This is a genomic window from Allomuricauda sp. ANG21 (assembly GCF_040705235.1).
GTDB lineage: Bacteria > Bacteroidota > Bacteroidia > Flavobacteriales > Flavobacteriaceae > Flagellimonas > Flagellimonas marina.
In genome coordinates, this window is the sequence record NZ_JBFCVT010000005.1 from 221,775 (window position 1) to 242,772 (window position 20,998).

A 20,998-nucleotide genomic window follows, 5' to 3' on the forward strand; every position below is an offset into this window, starting at 1 on the left:
ATTTATTTTAAGTTCAAAGGCAACAATTCGCTTTCATTGCCAAAGGCATCGGATATGGAAATGACCACCTTATTTCTTCGTTGTTTTTTGGTCAATTTGAGCTGAAAGCAACCCGAATTTTGACTTTCAGAAATATAGTTCTTTCCAATGAGTTGTTTTTCGTTACCGTTAAGTTGATAGTAATTCAGGAATCTGGGAATGGAATCAGTATGTGCGATACAAAGCTCCACTACTTCGTCTTGTTTTTTAACCGATTCGATTCCGGGAAGTTGTATTTCCCTTAAAACTTTGTTCAGTGTAGATGGGTTTTTTGAAGGAAGTGGATAAAATTTCTTTTTCAGGGTTTTTACCACTTTCTCATGCTGACCAATCAGCGATTTGGCACTGAAAAAAATATTACCATCAATGTTTTTCTGGTTTCTGGCAAAGGTCAACTGTTTTGGGATCTCCTTCTTTTTTTTCCAAGCCTTGTCACTGTTATTTTTGATTTTGTAAGTACCATTTCCGATGTAGAGATTCGTATTTGGCGTAGCATTGGCCCACCAAGAACCTACAGCTTTGTGGGAAGCAGGAGGATAGTCCATACTCCAATAGGCTTGGGGCGCCAAATAATCTAACCAACCTTCATTGACCCAAAGCACAGGGTCAGCATAGAGATCTTCATAGGTAGTTTGTCCGGCACGTGTGTCAGAGCCGTCGGGGTCGGTACTTTTGTTTTTCCAGACGCCAAATGGACTGATGCCAAACTGAACCCATGGTTTATTCTTCTTAATGGTTTGGTATACATTTTTTACAAGCGAATCTACATTGCTGCGCCGCCAATCTTCCAAGGACTGATTGGGCAAACCATAGGTTTGAAACGTCAATGAATCCTTAAATACTTCTCCTTTTATTTTATAGGGATAGAAATAGTCATCAAAATGAATGGCGTCCAATTCATAATTCACGACCAGTTCTTCCACAATTTTGGCAAACTTTTCTTGGACCTCGGGCAATCCAGGATTGTAATAGTATTTTTTGCCGTACTTGAGCATCCAGTCTGGGTGTTGGTAAAAATCATGGTTTGGTGAAAGGGCCAAGGTGTCCAAATCAAATGTGGCACGATACGGATTCAACCATGCATGGAATTCCATGCCGCGTTTATGGGTCTCCTCGATCATCCATTGGAGTGGATTCTCAAAATTCTCTGGTGCTTTACCTTCTTTTCCTGTGAGGTATCTGGACCATGGTGCCAAATCGGTTTCGTAAAAGGCATCCCCTGCTGTCCGTACTTGGACTATGGCAGCATTGAAATTCATTTCTTGATAAAAATCCAATAGCTGGATGAAATCCGTTTTCTTTTTGGATGTAATATCTGTGGGGTCTTTAGGCCAATCAATGTTTACTACGGTAGCTATCCAGAACCCTCTAAATTCTTCCTCCGGAATATGGTGCACCGCACAATTGGTTATTGATAGGCAAAGAAATAAGTATACTAGTTTTTTCATAGAGTTGAAAAAAAGGCCTACATATTTTAAAAGTAGGCCTTTCGCTTAAATAAATTAAAACTAACAAACAAACTCAAAATATGACCATATCAAATAGATGGATCATCAGGTGTATTTGGATTACTGTTTCGCTCCAAATCAGGATATGGATAGAAATTTCTATTGCGTTCTTCGTCATAGTCCATGGCTGCACCACTGGGTTGAGGTCTGCCGAACCTACGGCTGTCTTCCAAACTCATCCCTGTAAGGAAAAGTTCTGCGCGTCTATTCTTATAAATCTCATCCAGTAAGGCCTCTGCAGTATTTGGCCCAGAGTAGGCCGCTACGTTTGCGTTTACATCAAAGGGATCATCGTTATCGGTCAATACCTCGTTGAGCGCGTCAGTAGCTGCGGCTAAATCTGGTGAGCCACGACGTATTTGAGCTTCTGCTATGATCAGGTTCATCTCATCTGGCAAATACACCGGGATAGGCTCTGTAATTTCATTGAAAAAGCCGGAAACATCCTCAATAGGTAATCCATTTTGGTTGGTTTCATCCAACGGAATCAGATAAAAAGCCAATCTACCGTCTGCTGGGTCGAATACAAATTCTGCAGGAAGTCCAAAATTGTCCCTTGGTTTAAAGTTGGGGGCATCGTTTTGGATGATTCGGGCCCAGATTGGGTTTTGGTTTTGTGAATCGTAAGCAAAAACGGAAGTAACGTTTTGGTCAACGGAGCTTGCTGCTGCAATTGCTGCATCGTAATTCCCTGCAAAGAGATTATATCGGGCTGTCATTGCCGCGATGGTGTTTTCCAAATCAATGTTGTCCAGAGTAATTCCGTTGATGAATTCTGAACTGGGCGCATTGGCTGCTATTGCTGCTGCAGCTTCGTTGAGCAGTGTGATCGCGGTCTCAAAACCAACAATTCTTGAAACGAAGGCCGCATCATTGTCAGGGCTGGTTTGAACAATTACTTGCTCATAATTTTGCGATAGACTTCCAATAGCCATGGCCTTAAACAGTTTTGCATGCGCTATTAATGCACTTTGTGTACCGGCTTCCAACTCAATGGTATTGGCATTTGCCTCAATATCTTCAGCAATCTTCATGATTCTAAGCATTGAGGACCATAATCCTTGCACATTGGAATTGAAATTGGGCAGCACAGAGCCTCCATCTTCCAATTCTATCATGTTTTGAAAAGTTGTGGTAATACCTCCCTCACGTGTTGTGATGGCCGGGGTCTCCACAATCCATCGAAGACCTGTATCCGAATAAAGTTGTTGCATACCTACTGCTGCGGCAAAGATTCCTTCCCTTGAGGAAAATACCTGGTCTTGGGTAGCTGCATTTGGATTTTCAAAATCCGTTTCACAGGACACCAATACCAAAGTAAGTGAAATGCAAACGCTAAATAGTTTTATATAGTTTTTCATTGTACTTTTTTTTGATTTAGAAACTTACATTGATTCCCAATTGGTAGGTTCTGGGAATGGGTACTCCGGCAAAATCGAATCCACGCACACCGTTACTTTGTCCGGGTGTGTTTATTTCAGGGTCCCATCCACTATAGTCGTCCCACGAAATAAGATTTCGTCCGACGAGGCTCAACTGCACATTGTCGATATGATCAAATGGTGGCTTAAAGTTATAGCTTAGTGCCAATTCCCTAAGCTTTACAAAGGAGCCATCTTCAACAAATTCTTCAAAAATACCTGCTTGGGCACCTCCAAATCCTTTGGGGCGATTACCCAAAAGCTCTTGGCCTACGTTATAGCCACCTCCGAAGATAACATTGTCCAGTAGTCTTCGGTTCCAGTTGAATATGTCGAATCCTTGTACAGCGTCCAATTGTACTCTCAGCTTAAAGTTTTTATAGGAAAACTCATTGATCAATGACCCAAACCAATCTGGGTTGGGATCTCCAATAACCTTTGATCCCGTTCCATCCTCGTTGGTTCCAGCAAAAGGATATCCGTTATCATCCAAAGAAATACTACCATCAGGATCACGGGCGTAAAATTGACGGAAGAACACCCCTAGAGGCTCACCTTCAATTACATAGTTTGTAGCAAAGCTTCCGGCCAAAGCAAATTGGCCTCCCCCAGCTACATTGGTCACTGTATTTTCATTTTTTGAAAATGTTGCGGTAACATCCCATGAAAAATCATCACTTTTAATTGGTGCACCTCTTAAAAGGAGTTCAATACCTTTATTTTCCAAGTCACCAACATTTTCAATTCTAGAATTAAAACCAGCAGATGGGGCAAGTTCACGAGGTAGCAATAAATCTGAAACGTCTTGCTTGTAGTAGGTGAATTCAATACCCAGTCGATTGTTCAATAACCCTGCATCGAAACCAAATTCAATTTCCTCCTGTCTTTCTGGAGCAATATTTAAATCACCTTGTTGCTGACTTGGTATTAAACTGGGAGAACCATTGATTGATGATGGGTTTAGAACCGTAAACCTCTGGAATGCGGATAAAGCGGTTAGGTTACCTGCTTGTCCCCATGATCCTCTTAGTTTAAGGGTGTTAAAGGCATCGCCAAAAGTGTCTCTCCAAAAATCCTCTTCAGATATTACGTAGGAAACACTTGCTTTGGCATACAATTGGTTCCGCTCATCTTCACCAAAAGTCGATGCACCATCCAAGCGTACAGCTCCGTTAACATAAAGTTTATCCCGATAGCTAAAAGACTGCTGTAAAAAGGTACCCCAATAGGATATTTGGGAGCGGGTTTCACCCTGGGCCAAAATACTTCCATTGGTCGCAACTTCAACAACAGGAGCCAAACCATCGGCCTCAATTCCAACCCTGTCAAATTCCTCATATTGCCAAGAACCTCCCAAAGTGGTAGTGGATTGGATGTCCTCGTTGATCGGGATAGTGTAGGTGAGGTTCAGGTCACTGTTATATTGAAAGTTGTTTATATCTGCCCTTCTTGCAAATCCATCACCATTTGGTGACGTGTTGTTTATGGGAATAAATGCGGTTGCCGACTGATTGTAAAAATCAAGGCCCAATAGGTAACTGGCCTTTAGGTTCTTGGTAATATCAGCATTAAGTCCAACACTGGTAATGACACGGTTTACTTTTTGTCCAAAATCAAAACGATCCACAGCTTCCAACGGATTTGTTCGTGGAACGAGCAGTGAGGTTACAGGATAAACACCTGACTCATCGGGGTTTGGATTTATAGAGTTTTCACTGAACACAAAGCCAGTAATAGCACCATAGGCAGCGTTGATACCCCCGTTTGGAATATCATTGCTAACGCTACGCGTGAAATTTAAACCAGCATTGATTTCCAACCAATCCCAGGCTTTTTGGGTAACATTTGTTTTAAATCCTACTCGTTGAAAATCAGTGTTCTTGATGATTCCTTCATTGTCAAGAAAGGAACCAGAAATGTAATAGGAAGTTCTGTCATTTCCGCCAGAAACGGAAAGGTTGTTCTCGATACCAAAACCGGTCTCAAAGAAACTGTCTTGATAGTTGAAGCGTTCAACTGGTACAGTTTCCAAATTGTTACGATCAAATGGGTCTACCCATGCCAATGGAACGGTGTTGTAGTCAATTTCCTTTCTAAGTTCGTTGACCCGTACATTGGTTGAAAAATTGAATTTAGGGTCGCCGGTACGGCCTCTTTTGGTGAAAATCTGAACTACCCCGTTACTTGCACGGGACCCGTAGATAGCGGCAGCGGCGGCACCTTTGATGACCTCGATGCGCTCAATGTCGTTAGGGTTTAAGTCTACCAAACGGTTTTGGGAGTTGCCTCCAAGGTCCACAAGGGCATTACTGTTACTTGAATTACTTACAATAATCCCATCAACAATATAGAGTGGGTCTGAATTTCCCAAAACGGTACTTGGCCCCCTTAATCGGATACTGATACCCCCAGCAGGATCCCCTGAGTTTTGTTGTACGAGGGCACCTGTGATTTTACCGGAAATGGCTTGGTCTACGGCAATGGCACCGTTATTCACCAAATCTTCCGATTTTACTGTTGAAATAGCATTCCCCAGTGTTCTCTTGTTGGCTCCCGCACCTGTACCTGTAATAACAACCTCATCCAAGCTCAGGAGGTCTTCATTTAGGACAGCATCTGTGGTAATGGTGGAGCTGCCACCAACATCAATGGATACTTCTTGTGTTGAAAAGCCCAATGAGCTAAAAGTCAGTGTGTACGCTCCAGGCTGTAAAGTGGCCGTAAAGCTGTAATTTCCGTCAAAATCGGTAATGGTACCGAAAGAAGTGTCAGCAATAAAAACTGAAGCTCCTGATACTGGAAGACCATTGCCGTTTTCGGTCAATGTCCCAGTGAAGGTAAACTGGCTTTGGGAAAATGCGCTGGTACTCACTACCATGCACACCAGAAGCAGTAGTTGGCGCAAAATTTTTCCATTCATAAAGTTTAATTTTGAGTTAGCAATGAATTTTGATTAGTCGAATTTTATGGAACTAGTTCCGTTGTAATCAAAAATATGCAAATAATCGAAAAAGATGCAATTTTTTGCAATTTTTTATAATCATTTCTTTTATTGAAGCGATTTTTTGCATTTATTTACTGAAGAGTTACACGTACATTTGACTAAACAAGACTCCCATGTTAAAGGAAGAACGCCATCAGGTTATATTAAACGAGGTCCGGATTCATAACAAGGTTTTATTGACGGATATCGCTGAACTTTTAAAGGTTTCACCAGATACAGTTCGTAGGGATATTAAGGAATTACACGATGACAACAAGTTAAAACGTGTTCATGGTGGAGCCATTTCTTTGGGCTTCAATCATTATAACTATGTAAATCGGGAGATTTATTCCTTAGAGGAGAAGTCAAAAATAGCAGAAAAGGCGGTGTCCATCTTAAAAGCGGGACAAGTGGTGTTGCTCAGTGGTGGAACCACAAATTTGGAAATTGCAAGGTTGATTCCGCCCTATCTTAAGATAACCTGTTTTACTCCTAGTTTGCCTATTGCCATGCAACTGCTTCCAAAACCCAATATTGAAATCATATTCATTGGGGGAAAGGTCAATAAGGATTCGCAGATAACCATTGGAGGAAAACCTATTGGCTTTTTATCTGAACTAAAAGTGGATGTCTGTTTCCTAGGGGTCAACAGCATGCATCCAACTGACGGAATTACTGAGTTTGATTGGGAAGTGGTACAACTGAAAAAAGCAATGATAAAGGCGTCAAAAAAGGTGGTGGTTCCTTCCATATCCGAAAAGATAAATTCAACCCAGCGCTATAAGATTTGCGATATAGATTCCATTAATGTTCTAGCTACAGAATTGGATAAAAGTGATCCAATCCTGGAACCCTACAGAGGAAAAATTGAACTGCTATAAAAAAGCCCCTTTTCAGGGGCTTTTTTTTGAACAAAACTACTTAAAATGATAACGGACAAAACCTTCCATGGCCTCATATTCTGCCATGCCTAAGTTGTTGTATTTATGAGCGGTCTCCATATTTCTCTGCTCTGCTCTCTGCCAGAACTCACGCTCGTCATTTCCGGGGAACATGGCAGCGTCTTTTTGGGACTGGTGCTTAAAAATGGCATTTTTCTTTCGCTCCATGTCCATTGGTCCAATGGGTACTGACATTTCCATGTCGGCAATATCCCATTCCTGCCACGCCCCTCTGTAAAGCCAAACATAGCAGTCGTCCAACCACTCAGCACCATCGGCTACCAATTGCTCCAATGCCTCATATATGATCTGAAGACAGACCCTATGTGTTCCATGGGGGTCCGATAGGTCTCCTGCAGCAAAAATCTGATGGGGTTTAATAGAATTTAAAAGATCGTATGTGATTTTTACATCTTCACGGGAGTGGGGCTTTTTCCTTACCGCACCGGTTTCGTAGAAAGGTAGATTCAAGAAGTGGGCATTTTTTTCATCCACGCCACAATACCTGCAAGCGGCCAAGGCTTCTCCTTTTCGTATCAACCCTTTTATATTTTGGATTTCGGGAGTGTCTATTTGTCCCGGAGTCTTTGTTTTCAAGAACTCCCTTACATCTAAAAGTTTCTTCTCCAGTTCTTGGTCCTCTTGTTGGAGGTCTGTAGCAAAATCCAAGAAACGAATAACCTCATCATCAAAAACGGCAATATTTCCCGAGGTTTGATAAGCTACGTGTACTTGGTGTCCTTGGTCCACTAAGCGCAGCAGAGTTCCGCCCATGGATATGACATCATCATCTGGGTGCGGACTGAAAATAAGAGTCCGCTTGGGGTAGGGGGTATTTCGTTCAGGGCGTTGGCTGTCATCCGTGTTGGGTTTTCCACCGGGCCATCCGGTTATGGTTCTTTGCAGTTGGTTGAACACTTTTAGGTTGATGTGTTCTGCAGAACCTACTTCGGCAATCAGGTTACCCATACCATATTCATTGTAGTGTTCATTGGTAAGTTTTAAAATGGCCTTATCCAATTTTTCAGAAAGCCACAGGGTGGCTCTTTTTATCAACTTGTCATTCCAATCGCATTCGCTTACCAGCCATGGTGTTTGAACGCGCGTTAGGGAAGATGCGGCGGCTGTGTCAAGGATAAAATCGCAGTTTTCATGATGTTGGAGAAAAGTAGCGGGAACACTCTCTTTGATCTCTCCTTCCACAGACTGCTGGATTATTTTTGACTTGCCCTCTCCCCAAGCCATCAAGATTATTTTTTTTGCGGCCATGATAGTGCCAACCCCCATGGTAATGGCCTTGCTGGGCACATTTTCCAGCCCAAAGAAATCACTGGCAGCATCCAAGCGGGTCACTCTGTCTAAACGAACCAAACGGGTTTTACTTTTTAAAGAGGAACCGGGTTCATTGAAACCTATATGCCCAGTCCGGCCAATTCCCAATACTTGAATATCTATTCCACCTGCTTTATTTATTTTTTCTTCATAAGCTTCGCAAAAGTCACGTACATCTTCCTTGTCCAATGTCCCATCGGGAATATGGATATTCTTTCTTTTGATGTCAATGTGGTCAAAGAGGTGCTCATTCATGAACCTGACATAGCTGTGAATGGAGTCAGGTTCCATAGGGTAATACTCATCTAAATTGAAAGTGATCACATTTTTAAAACTCAGACCATCTTTCTTATGAAATTGTACCAAATAATCGTAAACCTTGGTGGGTGTTGAACCTGTAGCCAGGCCCAGCACCACATTTTTGCCGTCAGCTTGTCTACTGCGAATTAACCCCGCTATCTCATTGGCGACCAATAAAGAGGCCTCTTCTGAACTTTCAAAGATTTTGGTATTTATTTTTTCAAATTTTCGTGATTCCTCGTCATAAGGGTAATCCAGTGTTGATGACTGTACCATAAATGGAATGATTTAAAAACGTTTGACGCGGCAAATATAAGCAAGAAATTTATATTTTGCTTTTTTTTGCTGTTTTTATTACAAAAAAGTGCTGTTTTTATGATATTGTTGATTTTTGGGAGTTCAAAACGGAAGAAAATGGCACATTGATTATTTTTATATATTTGCGTCAATTTTGCACTTATATGCTGAAAGAGGAACGACAACATATGATTTTGAACGAAGTGGCATTGCACAATAAGGTGCTGCTGACCGATATTGCCGAAATGTTGGATGTTTCAATAGATACCGTGCGAAGGGACGTAAAGGAACTAGATGAGGAAAACAGGCTAAAGAAGGTTCATGGTGGTGCAGTTTCCCTAGGATTCACAACTTCCACTGCTCCAAATGCCAACATTTATGCATTGGAAAAAAAGCAGAAAATTGCAGAGAAGGCGGTAAAAATGTTAAAGGATGGAGGTGTGATTTTTATTGATGGGGGAACCACTTGTTTGGAATTGACGCGACAAATACCCGAAAGTTTAAAGTTGACCTGTTTCACCATAAGTTTGCCTGTAGCCATGTTGCTTTTGTCCAAGCCAAACGTTAAAACGGTTTTCATTGGGGGGGAGATTTCGCTGGATTCCCAAATTGCAGTTGGGGCCGGAACCATAAACCAATTGTCCGAAATTAAGGTGGATTATAGCTTTATTGGAACTGGTTATGTTGATTCACTCTATGGATTAACCGAGTTCGACTGGGGCATTGTTCAAGTGAAAAAGGCGGTAATAAGGGCATCCAAAAAAACTGTACTTTTATCTATATCGGAAAAACTTAATTCCCAACATCGATACAAAACCTGTGATATTAACGCAATAAACACCATGGTGACAGAGTTGGACCCCAGTAGCAACCTATTAAACCTTTTTAGAAATCAAGAGATTCATCTTCTGTAATGCAAATGGATTATACAAAAATAACCGAGACCCCTTCAAATTATGAGAATTTGGAGAAAATGGACACCCAGACCATTTTGGAAAACATCAATAACGAGGATAAAAAGATAGCTGAAGCGGTTGCCGGAGTTATTCCTCAAGTAACCAAACTTGTGGACTGCACTGCAGAACGTTTTTTGGATGGAGGCAGGCTTTTCTATATTGGAGCGGGTACAAGTGGCCGCCTGGGCATTTTAGATGCCTCGGAAATACCACCTACCTATGGAATGCCCCATGACAGGGTTATTGGATTGATAGCAGGAGGAGATAAGGCCATTAGAAAGGCAGTTGAGTTTGCGGAAGACGATGTGCATCAGGCATGGAAGGATTTGCAGGAGTATAACATCAATTCTAAGGATGTTCTTGTGGGGATTGCCGCTTCGGGAACCACACCTTATGTTTTGGGAGGTATTGAGGATGCGAAGAAGCATGGCATATTAACCGCCGGAATCACCAACAATCCAGAATCGCCCCTGGCTACCTGTTCAGATATTCCCATAGAAATTATTGTTGGCCCTGAATTTGTAACAGGCAGTACCCGAATGAAAAGCGGTACCAGCCAAAAATTGGTGCTTAATATGATTTCCACAGCCCTAATGATTCGTATTGGTAGGGTAAAAGGCAATAAAATGGTGAACATGCAGCTGAGCAATACCAAGTTAGTAGATCGTGGTACCCGATATTTGATGGAGGAATTAGGATTAAGCTATACCGATGCAGAAAAAGCCTTGAAGGAATATGGTTCCGTAAAAAAGGCCATTGACGCCCTAAAATAAATCCTATTTGGGAACGAGTCTATAAATTCCCTTGCCCTCAATGCCTACATATATATACCCATCCGGTCCTTGGCGCACGTTTCGGACCCGGCCCATACCATCCAACAGTTTTTCACGGTAGGTGACTTTGTTGTTTTTTAGTTCGAGGCGCTCTAGATATTGAAATGATAAGGAACCCACCAACAAGTTTCCTTTCCACTTGGGGTATTTGTCCGAAGTCACAAAGGTCATTCCTGATGGAGCAATGGAGGGCGTCCATTGGTATAAAGGTTGTTCCATGCCCGCTCTAGAGGTTTCATCGGTAATCTTGGTTCCACTGTAATTTATACCATAGGTAATGATTGGCCATCCGTAATTTTTCCCTTTCTGGATGATATTGATTTCATCCCCACCCCTAGGACCATGCTCGTGCTCCCAGAGTTTGCCGGTTTCAGGATGTTTGGTCAATCCTTGGGGATTGCGGTGTCCATAACTGTAAATAGCGGTCTTTGCTCCAGATTTTCCAACAAAAGGGTTGTCATTGGGAATGCGGCCATCATCATGGATTCGGTATATCTTGCCACCATCCCGGGTAATATCCTGAGGGTTCACATCCCTGTTTCCACGTTCACCAACTGAAAAGTAGAGATACCCTTCGTTGTCAAATTCCAATCGGGAACCAAAATGTTGTCCTCGGGTTGAGTTGGGTTCGGCTTTGTAGAGCAATTGCTTTTGAACCAGTCTATTATTGGACAGTTTGGCCCGCATTATGGCCGTGTTGCCACCTTTTCCATTTCCTTCTGAGGATGCGTAGGATAGATAGAGCCACCCATTTTCGGTATACTTGGGATGTAGTTCAATGTCCATTAACCCACCTTGCCCACGTACATAGACATCGGGCGCATTAGTGATTTTGGAAGTTTTTCCGGAAGAATAATGTACTAGTTCACCTGTTTTCTCCGTTATCAACATGCTGCCATCAGGAAGGAATACCATGCCCCAAGGGTTTTGTAGACCAGATATAACAGATTCCGCAGTAAAATCAATGGTTTTGGGAAGATTTATGGTTTTATCGGGGGATTGGGCGCAGGATGTACTGAGCAGTACAACGAAAAAATACTGAAACACCACACTTTTTTTCATAATTTTACGTTGAAGTAATAGATTTTATAGATAAACTGCTCCTTTTTGGTAGTCGAGTGAGTTGAAGATAAAGAGAATTTTATAAGTATAGAAAATTACAATGTAAGAATATTACGATCCCAAATCTAAATATTCTGCCCTAACAAGACTTAACCTATGCTCCCTCAAAAAACAAGGCATTTGCTATATGCCGTGTTGATGGTGTCCATATCCATATTTTGTTCCACGGTATTAGCAAAAACAGAGGTCAACCGGATACTTGCCAGAATAGTATCCACAGTTTCAGAACCACGAGCTGAAGAAAAAACGGAGATTTCTTCCGATAAGGTTTCAGCTGCTCGGCCAGAAACATCCTTTGCTGCAAGTAGCAGCATGTTCATGACCATTATTCAAGGGGCCAATGAAGAAGTGGTTTGCCCCAACGACGGTAGTACACTTGCCAAGTTCTTTCTCTGTGGTACAAGTGACATCAGAACCATTACCCTAAGTCAATCTGGCAGCAGCTATCAATGGCAAAGGTTGGACCCCAATACCTGTGCGCCGACAGTGGTAGATGACTGCCCCACAATTAACGGAGCCTGTACTTGGAACACCGTTGGTGACCAAGCAACCTACAATCTGTCCACTGCTGGAGAGTTTAGGGTACGTGTAAATTCAGGGCAATATTACTACTTCAAGTCAACACTGAACCCCTTAAACCCGCAATTAATTAAGGAAGACATCATTTGTGGAAATCCAGGTAGGGTAGAGGTGACCAATGTCCCTGCAGGATATGAGTACAGTTTAAACAGTGCTGCAGGACCTTACCAAGATGATCCTTTCTTTGATATCACCGCTCCCGGTAATTATAGAGTATATGTACGATTGAAGAATGTATCAGCAACCGCCTGTGTATTCCCATCCAATGTGGTGACCATTAACGATTTGGATATTAATGTGGATGTAACGGCAAACGATATTCTTTGTAGCAGTCAATTGGGTAGCATCGATGTCAGTGTTTCCGGAGTTCCGGGATTCTATACCTATAGATTGGTGAAAAATGGAGTTACCGTGGATACCTTCGGACCAAACGGAGCCGACTCTTATACCTTTGCCAATGTTAGCCCAGGCACTTACAGCATTCGTGTGGAGACCAACAATTGTTCCGAAACCGTTACCACAGATATCAATGGTGATCCCATTGTTATTGGAAATGGAATCAGTCCTTTGGCCGTTTCTGCAACAGCCTCTGATAGTTTTGGATGCGGAGCCACTTCCGTGGATGTAAATTTGACCACATCTGGAGGTACAGCTCCGTACCGCTTTAGTGTGGACGGAGGACCTTTTGGTTCCACCTATACCGGTTCCACAACATTTACGGTAACTTCTGCTGGAACCTATTCTATTTTAGTGGAGGATGCCAATGGATGCCAACGCAGTGCATCTGTGGATGTTCAAGATATTCCGCCGCCTATTTTCAACTTCACCGAAGAAGATGCCAATTGTGGTGGAGCCAATGACGGTAGAGTAACCATAAATGTCACTAATGGATTTGGGTATGAGATTGAATACAGTATCAACAATGGTGCAAGTTTCCAGATAAGCAACACCTTTTCCAACTTGGCTCCTGGAAATTATGATATTGTATTACGTTATGAGCAGGATTCTTTTACTTGTACCACAACCCCTCAAACGGCAACTATTGGAACACCTTCAACTATTACAGCCACGGCAACTCCGGATAGCACGCCCAGCTGTGCCAATGAGAATGGAGGACAAATCACTATATCTGGAGTTTCAGGAGGTACCGCTCCGTATGAATATAGCGTTGGAGCCGGATTCAGTACCAACCCCGTTTTCACCAATTTGGGTGTCGGGACCTATACGCCAATGATTCGAGACGCCAATGGATGTGTAGAAGCCCTTACGGATATTGTCTTCAATGCCTTGAATAAACCCACCAATTTGGATTTTGCCATTTCCAGCTTGGATTGTATTACAACCACCGCCTCAGTGAGCTTGACAGTTACCGGAGGTACAGGACCCTACACGTATGAAATTATTGCCCCAGCTGCCAGTGCCATAAACAATGGTAACAACGATACCTTCAGTGGATTGGGATTGGGAACTTATACATTTAGAGTTACGGATAATGCAGGCTGTTCGTATAATGAAAATTATGCCATAACCGATATTAGTTCCATTGGTGTTGCAGCACAGCAGACCAGAGTGGTCACCTGTGTGGGTGACTCAGATGGAGAGGGTCGCTTTTTGGTGGATGGATTTAATACTACGTATAGCTATAGTATTGATGGTGGTCCTGTTTCAACCGGACAGAGTGCCAGTATCATTCCATTGACTGGGCTGACTGCCGGAAGCTACGTGATTTCCGTGACCGATGAAGAAACCAATTGTACTGATACGGCCACTTTGGTCATTGAAGAACCATCAACCACTTTTGCAATTTCTAGTTTGGATGTGACCGCAATGAGTTGTCAGAATGGAAACATAGGAGCCGTTCGCATCAATACCGTTGGAGGTTGGGGTGGTAACCGATATACCCTGACCCAACCAGATGGTTCCACAAGAGGACCTAAAAATGGAAGTACGTTCTCCAATCTTTCCCAAGATGGCACCTATCAAGTAAGTGTTACAGACGCCAATGGATGTACTGTTACAGATAGTTTTACCCTCACCCGATTGGACGCTCCTACTTTGACCTTGGATAATGGTGCTTCGGATTTTTGTTATGACAATTTTGGTGCAGCCACTTTGGTGGTGAATGCTTCAGGAGGCTTGGCCCCATATCAATATCGAATCAACGGTGGTGCCTTGGGTGCCAGCAATACTTTTGCTGGGCTTACACCAGGAACTTATACCATTCAAGTTGTAGATGCCAATGATTGTAGAGATACCGTTACCGCAACCATTGAGCCACAGGTAATTGCCAATGCCACTACCATTCAAGAATTGGATTGCGCCGGCCCTCCTGGACAGATTCAGGTGAACATCAGCAATGGATACACCTCTGGAGGCAATTACGATATATATGAAGTAAGTATCAATGGCGCACCTTATACTTCAGATAACAACAACATTACAGGGAACTCATTTGTGTACAGTATACCCAATGATGGCTCCATTATTTCGGACACAACCTTTCAGTTCCAGATTACGGACAGTCGCGGTTGTGTAACAGAATCCAACATTGTAACTATTTCTCCCCCTGAAACGATTGCAGGTTCAGCGGTTGCTACCGACACACAATGTGGCGACAATACCAGCGGAATTGTAACCTTGACCGCAGATACCACGCAAGGTGTTCCTCCGTACGAGTTCAGTAATGATAACGGAGCAACATTTGGAGCCCAAAATACTTTCTCTGGTTACGGACCCGGAACCCATGGCGGATTTGTGATTCGGGATAGCAGGGGATGTGTGAGTCCACCATATAGTGTAACCATTGCCGCAAGTACTCCATTGGATGCCACTGCTACCCCTACGGATGCAGTTTGCTCCGCTGGCGCTGTAAATGGTTCCATTTCAACCACTATTAATAATGGAGTGGCGCCTTTTGACTATGTTCTTCTGGATGTAGCCGGAAATTTAATTTCCAACTCATTGGGAACCATGAGTACCACCGTTAACTTTCCAAATCTTCCCGTTGGAAATTATACGGTTGTCACTACGGATGCATCAGGTTGTGAGGACCGCGATGAAGTGGTGATTGACCAAAACACCTTAGATCTGATTCCCTTGGATGCCGACCCAGGATTATGTTCTGATACTTCTTTCCCATATAGGGTTAGAGCAACAGGAGGAACAGCTCCTTACGAGTTTAGGTTGGTTGGTGAACCTACCTTCAACCCAGCGACTTCTGGAGGGGATACCTATGATTTTACGGGTCAGGTAATTCCCGGTGTTACCTATTATGTAGAGGTAAGGGATGCCTTGGGTTGTACCTATGTAGAAGAAATTGACCCGATAGGTCCAATCAACCCAGTTACGGTTACTGCTACGGCTACCTCAGCCTCTTGTAATGTTTCTGGTACCGGAAGCATAGATTATGATATTTCTGGGGTTTCTGCCCCGGGTAACTTTACCGTTACCCTTCAAAATACGGATACTGGTGCAACTGAATCTGGTCCAACAACATTGACAGGGCAAACCATACCGTATAGTGGAACTTTCACGGGCTTGGCTCCCGCTAACTATCAAATCATTGTACGTGATGATACTACAGGATGTAGCTCAAGCACTTTGGTCTTTATTAGCTTTAGTTCTCCATCCATTACCATCGATAATTTTGTTGAAGCGACCTGTAATGCAGGTGCTTTGGTTACCGTGAGAGGTTTTGGTGGAAGTGGCGGCCCATACAATTATGCCTATGTACCAACAGGAGATCCAGCACCAATCGTATTTTCTACGGAAACCACGTTTGAAATCCCTGGGCCCTATCCAACAAGCTACGATTTTTACGTGCAAGATGCCAATGGGTGTACTGCCTTAACAACATTGAACGTAACCCAAGAAGCAGGTGTGCCCACTCCTGTCATAGACGTTGTAAATCAGTGTACGGCTACCAGTGGTTATCAAATTCACATGGTTTCTCCGCTAACATCGGGGCCAGAACCTGAGAATACTTTTCAGTATGATATTGGAAGCGGTTTCCAGACGGGGACGACCTTTACAGTGCCGAATCCGGGTAGTTATGTAATAACAGTGCGTGATGGCAATGGATGTACCAACACGGTCACAGCTGAGGTATTCGATTTTTTTGCCATTAGTGCGGATGCTACCTCATTGCCAACATGTAACGCTGGTGATGGAACAATAACGGTAAACACTACCGGAGGTAGTGGGAATTTTGAATATCAGCTGCGCGATGCAGGTACCTTGGCAAATATTGGTCCAGCACAAAACAGCAACGTATTCAATAACGTATTGCCAGGAGATTACAATATTTTGGTGACCGATTTAAATTCAAACACTACCCCGTTGTGTTCTGATGAAGCCATTGTAAATGTGTCTACCGTAAACACCCCAGTAATTACGGCTACACCCAGCAGCGATGTTACCTGTAATGGTGCTGATAATGGAACCATTTCTGTGGAACTCCAACCTGGAACCGATACAGATACACCGTTGAACTACATTCTCTATGATAGCAGTTCAGCCATTTTTGCTGGACCGCAGGGCTCTCCTGTTTTCGACGATTTACCACCAGATACTTATCAAGTGGAAGTGGTTTCCGATAGGGGATGTACGGACCTAGTGGGAGGTATTGTTATTGATGAACCTACTGCATTACAAGTCAATGCGGTGAATACGGAATTTAGTTGTAATCCTTCCAGCAACCAGTTCAGCACGGCTACCATAACCATTTATACTGATGATAATGGAGATGGCATGGGAACTGCTACGGGAACAGGACCTTATACCTATAGTATGAATGATGGAACGCCTCAATTTGATGGCACTAACTTCCAGACCAGCAATACTTTTGAGGTAATTGATAATGGAACCAATCAGACCATTATTTTAACGGCCCGTGACCAAAATGGATGTGAGGAAACATCTACAGTGACCATTAATACGCCAACAGATATTACGTTCAGCTATGCGGTCAACCAAATAACCTGTGATGCTTCAGGGACTGGGGTAAGTCCCGGAACCATTGATATCATAATAAATGAAGGTCCTGGAGATTATGAAGTTGAAATACTGCCTTTGGGGTCAGAACCATCCAGAAGTTCAGGTGGCTCAGATCGCGTAACTTGGGATATTGCTACTCCCGGGGATTACATCTTTGCAGTAACGGACGTAGGCAATGGAGGTTGTTCGTACCTTACCACAACCATCAATATGCCTGAATACAATACGATTGAGGCCTTGATTGCCGAAGTGCAGCCTGTAACCTGTTTCAATGGGAATGATGGGGAAATCAGCTTGCAAATCAACAATTATAGCGGTACGTACAATTACGAAGTGTTCTCTAGGGATAATAGCGGTGTTGAAACAACAACTGGTGTAACCGGTAGTTTTGATACCAACGCACCAATAAATTCTCCAGAGATCATTACAGGTTTGCCAGCAGGTAACCTCGTAGTACATATAGAAGCATTGGATTCCCCATTCTGTGATGTGGTCAGTAATGTGACCACAGTTCGCTCACCAGATAGGGAATTGACGATTGATGCCATCCAAACCTCTCCAGTGACCTGTAACGTGCCAGGATTTGGTGAAATTACAGTAACTGGAGATGGTGGTTGGGGCACATATGAATACCAATTGATTGCCCCTGATGGCAGTACAGTATTGGTGGATTACCCCAATACGAACCCAATTTTTGAAAATCTTTCCACAGGAACGTACACCGTAAACGTGAGGGATATTCAAGGTTGTGAAGCTACCAACACAATCAACTTACCATTGCCAACTCCAATTACGGCGGATATTCGAGTAGTACAGCCTTTGGCTTGTAATAACGACAACAATGGAATAATTGAGGCCTATAACATGGCAGGTGGACAAGGTCCAGGCAACTACCTGTTCCAATTGAACCGGATTACAGGTGGCACTAATAGTGGACTTCAAACCACCCCAACATTTGCCAACCTTTCTGCAGGAGATTACACCATCACTATTTTTGATGGATGGAACTGTAGTTTTACAACAATCCCTATTACGGTTCAAGATCCTGAGATTGTGGTAGCTGAATTAAGGGAGTTGCAACCCCCTGGATGCGGTGATTTAGGTAGAATGGAGCTCACAGTAACCAATCCAGAACCCGGTGTGGACTATTTTTATCGTAGATCAGGAACTTCAGACCCTTTTATACCATTTGGAGCTGGTATGAGCAGCGTTGAGATTGCGGCGGACATTACTTTGGACCCCGGACCATTCCAGTATGACGTTCAAAATTCAAATGGATGTCCGTACGAGCGTTCCAATCAAATTTCGTTGGACCCCGCAGCACCTTTGGTCATTGCTCTGGATTTGACCAATGCTACCATCAACTGTGCCGGTGAAGCCACTGGAATTATTCGCTCGGAAGCCTTTGGTGGAATAGGAAGCTATGTGTATACCTTGGTAAGTTCTGATGTGTTACCACTGAACCCAGCAAACATAGTTCGTCCGGCACAAGGCTCGGGAATTTTCCGTGAACTAAACCCAGGAACCTATTATGTGTATGCCCAGAGTGGAGGGTGTGAAGCCATTTCAGACCCTATTATCATTGAACCCAAACCACCTTTGGTTTTGGAATATCTAGAAGCTGTTCCCGTAATGTGCGCAGGAGATACTAACGGACAGATTATTATTGAGGCCAGTGGCGGAACAGGTGCTATTAGATATTCCATTTCTGATACTTTGAGTGAGTTCTTTGAAGGCGATGACCCCGCTAATCCAAATCGAAAAACATTCAACAATTTGTCGCCCAGAACTTATGATATCATTATTCAAGATGATTTGGGATGTACCATAACCAGAACTGTTGAGATTACCCAACCGATGGAATTGGTGGCTGGAATAGCATCCACAACGCCCGAGGTTTGTTTGGGAGATGGTGACGGTACGCTTACCTTAAATGTATCAGGAGGTACAGCACCGTACTACACTAGTGTGAATTCTGCTGACGACGCTGATTTTGTGCAAAACGACACCATGTTCTTCGATAACCTTCAAGGTGGGGAAACCTATGTGATTTTTATTAGGGATGCCAATGGTTGTCAGACCAATGTTGTTGCAGAAATTGGTGTTGGGATTGAACTTATGGCCGAACCTATTGTACAATATGGATGTGAAGGAATATTCCCCAACAGCACTACGACAATTTCAATTACAGATGAATCACTGATACCGCAGTTATTGTTCTCATTGGATGTGGAGGATGTTGGAATGGCTACGGAGCAACGCACATTTGGTGACCTTCCAGCAGGTGAACATACCGTGTACATCTATCATGAGAACGGTTGTGTCACTTTTGTTGAATTTGAGATTGATGCTTATGAACCATTGACGCTTGAAGCGATGAAGACCGGACCTAACGAGGTCACTGCTATAGCCACCGGAGGCTTCGGAGGGTACGAATATTTCTTCCAAGGAGAATCCTTTGGAGAAACCAATACATTCAACATCAATGTAGATGCCAACATCAATATCATGGTACGAGACCAAAATGGATGTGTCGCCAATTTGGTCATGCCGTTTAATTTTGAAGGAATGCCAGAAATGCCGGATTTCTTCACTCCGGACGGTGATAACCTAAATGATTATTGGTACCCAGGTAACCGCGAATTCTTCCCAGATATCGATGTCATCATTTATGACCGATATGGAAGGGTGGTCGCTCGTTTAGATCAAGTTAAAAAATGGGATGGAACCTATGAAGGAAGTCCATTGCCAACTGGTGATTACTGGTATGTGGTAAATGCCAACGATCGTGAAAAGCAACGATATGTAGGCCACTTTACACTGTATCGATAATCGTTTTTAGGACATTTTTTCTATATTTACGAACAGCATATTTTTTGGTTTGAAATCCTTGGTCTTCTACCATTATGGATTTTGAATGACAAGTCAATTGCTTAACACTGAAATTGAACATGAACCAGGTGAGGCTCAGCAATACATCAATTTCTGTGGAGGTTTCAAAAAAACGGATTATTACCAAATCGCTAACGAACTAACTTAATGGATAACACTAAACCTACGAACACTACCTCTTTTTTGGCACATGAATATGAAAATTTAGACTACTCCATTTTTCAATTGAACCTTTTTCTAAACGCCTATGGTGAGTTACATAAACCCTATAAGATAGATTATAACATATTGCTGATGAGCTATCGCTTGTGGAAAGGTGGTGACATAGATGAATTTTGTCAAGACCAAACTATCAGCTATTTTTTATTGAATCCATCTTATGATTCGGCAGAGGCAAGGGAAGCGTTCTGTATGGAAATCAGGGAGTTCCTTTTAGGGGTCTAGAAAAGCAGCTACACTTTTTATCTCCAACATTCATATTTATTGAAAATGGGGATATAGTTTTACTAAAATTTATATTTTTGCAATCCGTTTTCGGGACGTGTCCTTTGAACTATAATCAGGATACCGACAATCATGAGTTCTGTCTGGTGATCATACTGCTTAAAGCAGTGGACGTTTTGGAAATTGGGTATTGTTTATTGAAAATCGTTGACCGAAGGTCAAACACGGGATGTGGCGCAGTCTGGTAGCGTACACGCATGGGGTGCGTGTGGTCGCTGGTTCGAATCCAGTCATCCCGACGAACCACTAAATAGGTGGTATCAAAGCACTGTCAACTGACTGATTGACAGTGCTTT

11 protein-coding genes and 1 tRNA gene are annotated in these 20,998 nt (G+C 42.9%); 6 read left to right on the forward strand and 6 right to left on the reverse strand.

Going from position 1 to position 20,998, the window contains the following annotated elements:
* Window positions 1-2: 2 nt before the first annotated feature.
* The 3 genes from AB1A65_RS08965 to AB1A65_RS08975 all read right to left on the reverse strand — a co-directional run bounded on the left by AB1A65_RS08965 (window position 3) and on the right by AB1A65_RS08975 (window position 5,888).
* Window positions 3-1,487, reverse strand: coding sequence for a family 10 glycosylhydrolase (locus AB1A65_RS08965; RefSeq protein WP_366588011.1), 1,485 nt, complete (start codon window positions 1,485-1,487; stop codon window positions 3-5).
* An 89-nt stretch (window positions 1,488-1,576) separates the two neighbouring features.
* Window positions 1,577-2,908, reverse strand: coding sequence for a hypothetical protein (locus tag AB1A65_RS08970; protein WP_366588013.1), 1,332 nt, complete (start codon window positions 2,906-2,908; stop codon window positions 1,577-1,579).
* Between the two features lie 16 nt (window positions 2,909-2,924).
* Window positions 2,925-5,888, reverse strand: a complete 2,964-nt coding sequence (locus AB1A65_RS08975) for a SusC/RagA family TonB-linked outer membrane protein (protein ID WP_366588015.1) — start codon at window positions 5,886-5,888, stop codon at window positions 2,925-2,927.
* Between the two features lie 197 nt (window positions 5,889-6,085).
* Between AB1A65_RS08975 and AB1A65_RS08980 the strand changes: the two genes are divergently transcribed.
* Window positions 6,086-6,832, forward strand: coding sequence for a DeoR/GlpR family DNA-binding transcription regulator (locus AB1A65_RS08980; protein WP_366588017.1), 747 nt, complete (start codon window positions 6,086-6,088; stop codon window positions 6,830-6,832).
* Window positions 6,833-6,868: 36 nt separating this feature from the next.
* Here AB1A65_RS08980 and nagB read toward each other — a convergent pair whose 3' ends face one another.
* Entirely contained in the window at window positions 6,869-8,800 is a 1,932-nt protein-coding gene (gene nagB, locus AB1A65_RS08985) for a glucosamine-6-phosphate deaminase (protein WP_366588019.1), read from the reverse strand.
* Window positions 8,801-8,985: 185 nt separating this feature from the next.
* Between nagB and AB1A65_RS08990 the strand changes: the two genes are divergently transcribed.
* Window positions 8,986-9,735: a DeoR/GlpR family DNA-binding transcription regulator gene (locus tag AB1A65_RS08990; protein ID WP_366588021.1), complete on the forward strand. Its 750-nt coding sequence runs from the start codon at window positions 8,986-8,988 to the stop codon at window positions 9,733-9,735.
* 5 nt (window positions 9,736-9,740) lie between these two features.
* Window positions 9,741-10,550 carry an N-acetylmuramic acid 6-phosphate etherase gene (gene murQ / locus AB1A65_RS08995; RefSeq protein ID WP_366588023.1) on the forward strand — a complete coding sequence of 270 codons (810 nt, stop codon included), beginning with the start codon at window positions 9,741-9,743 and terminating at the stop codon, window positions 10,548-10,550.
* Between the two features lie 3 nt (window positions 10,551-10,553).
* Here the strand turns inward: murQ and AB1A65_RS09000 are convergent, their stop codons facing one another.
* Window positions 10,554-11,672, reverse strand: a complete 1,119-nt coding sequence (locus tag AB1A65_RS09000; protein WP_366588025.1) for a PQQ-dependent sugar dehydrogenase — start codon at window positions 11,670-11,672, stop codon at window positions 10,554-10,556.
* A 164-nt stretch (window positions 11,673-11,836) separates the two neighbouring features.
* Window positions 11,837-12,052 carry a hypothetical protein gene (locus AB1A65_RS09005; protein WP_366588027.1) on the reverse strand — a complete coding sequence of 72 codons (216 nt, stop codon included), beginning with the start codon at window positions 12,050-12,052 and terminating at the stop codon, window positions 11,837-11,839.
* On the opposite strand from AB1A65_RS09005, the gene AB1A65_RS09010 reads away from it, so the two are divergent.
* The 3 genes from AB1A65_RS09010 (at window position 12,045) to AB1A65_RS09020 (ending at window position 20,941) form a co-directional block, all read left to right on the forward strand.
* Window positions 12,045-20,138 (forward strand): T9SS type B sorting domain-containing protein, encoded by an 8,094-nt coding sequence (locus tag AB1A65_RS09010; protein WP_366588029.1) that lies wholly within the window; start codon window positions 12,045-12,047, stop codon window positions 20,136-20,138. The two genes, AB1A65_RS09005 and AB1A65_RS09010, sit on opposite strands and share 8 nt — an antisense overlap.
* Before the next feature lie 207 nt (window positions 20,139-20,345).
* The gene (locus AB1A65_RS09015; RefSeq protein WP_366588032.1) at window positions 20,346-20,642 is read left to right on the forward strand and encodes a hypothetical protein; all 297 of its coding nucleotides are present in this window, start codon (window positions 20,346-20,348) and stop codon (window positions 20,640-20,642) included.
* A gap of 225 nt (window positions 20,643-20,867) precedes the next feature.
* Window positions 20,868-20,941: transfer RNA gene (locus AB1A65_RS09020), tRNA-Pro, on the forward strand.
* Window positions 20,942-20,998 lie beyond the last annotated feature (57 nt).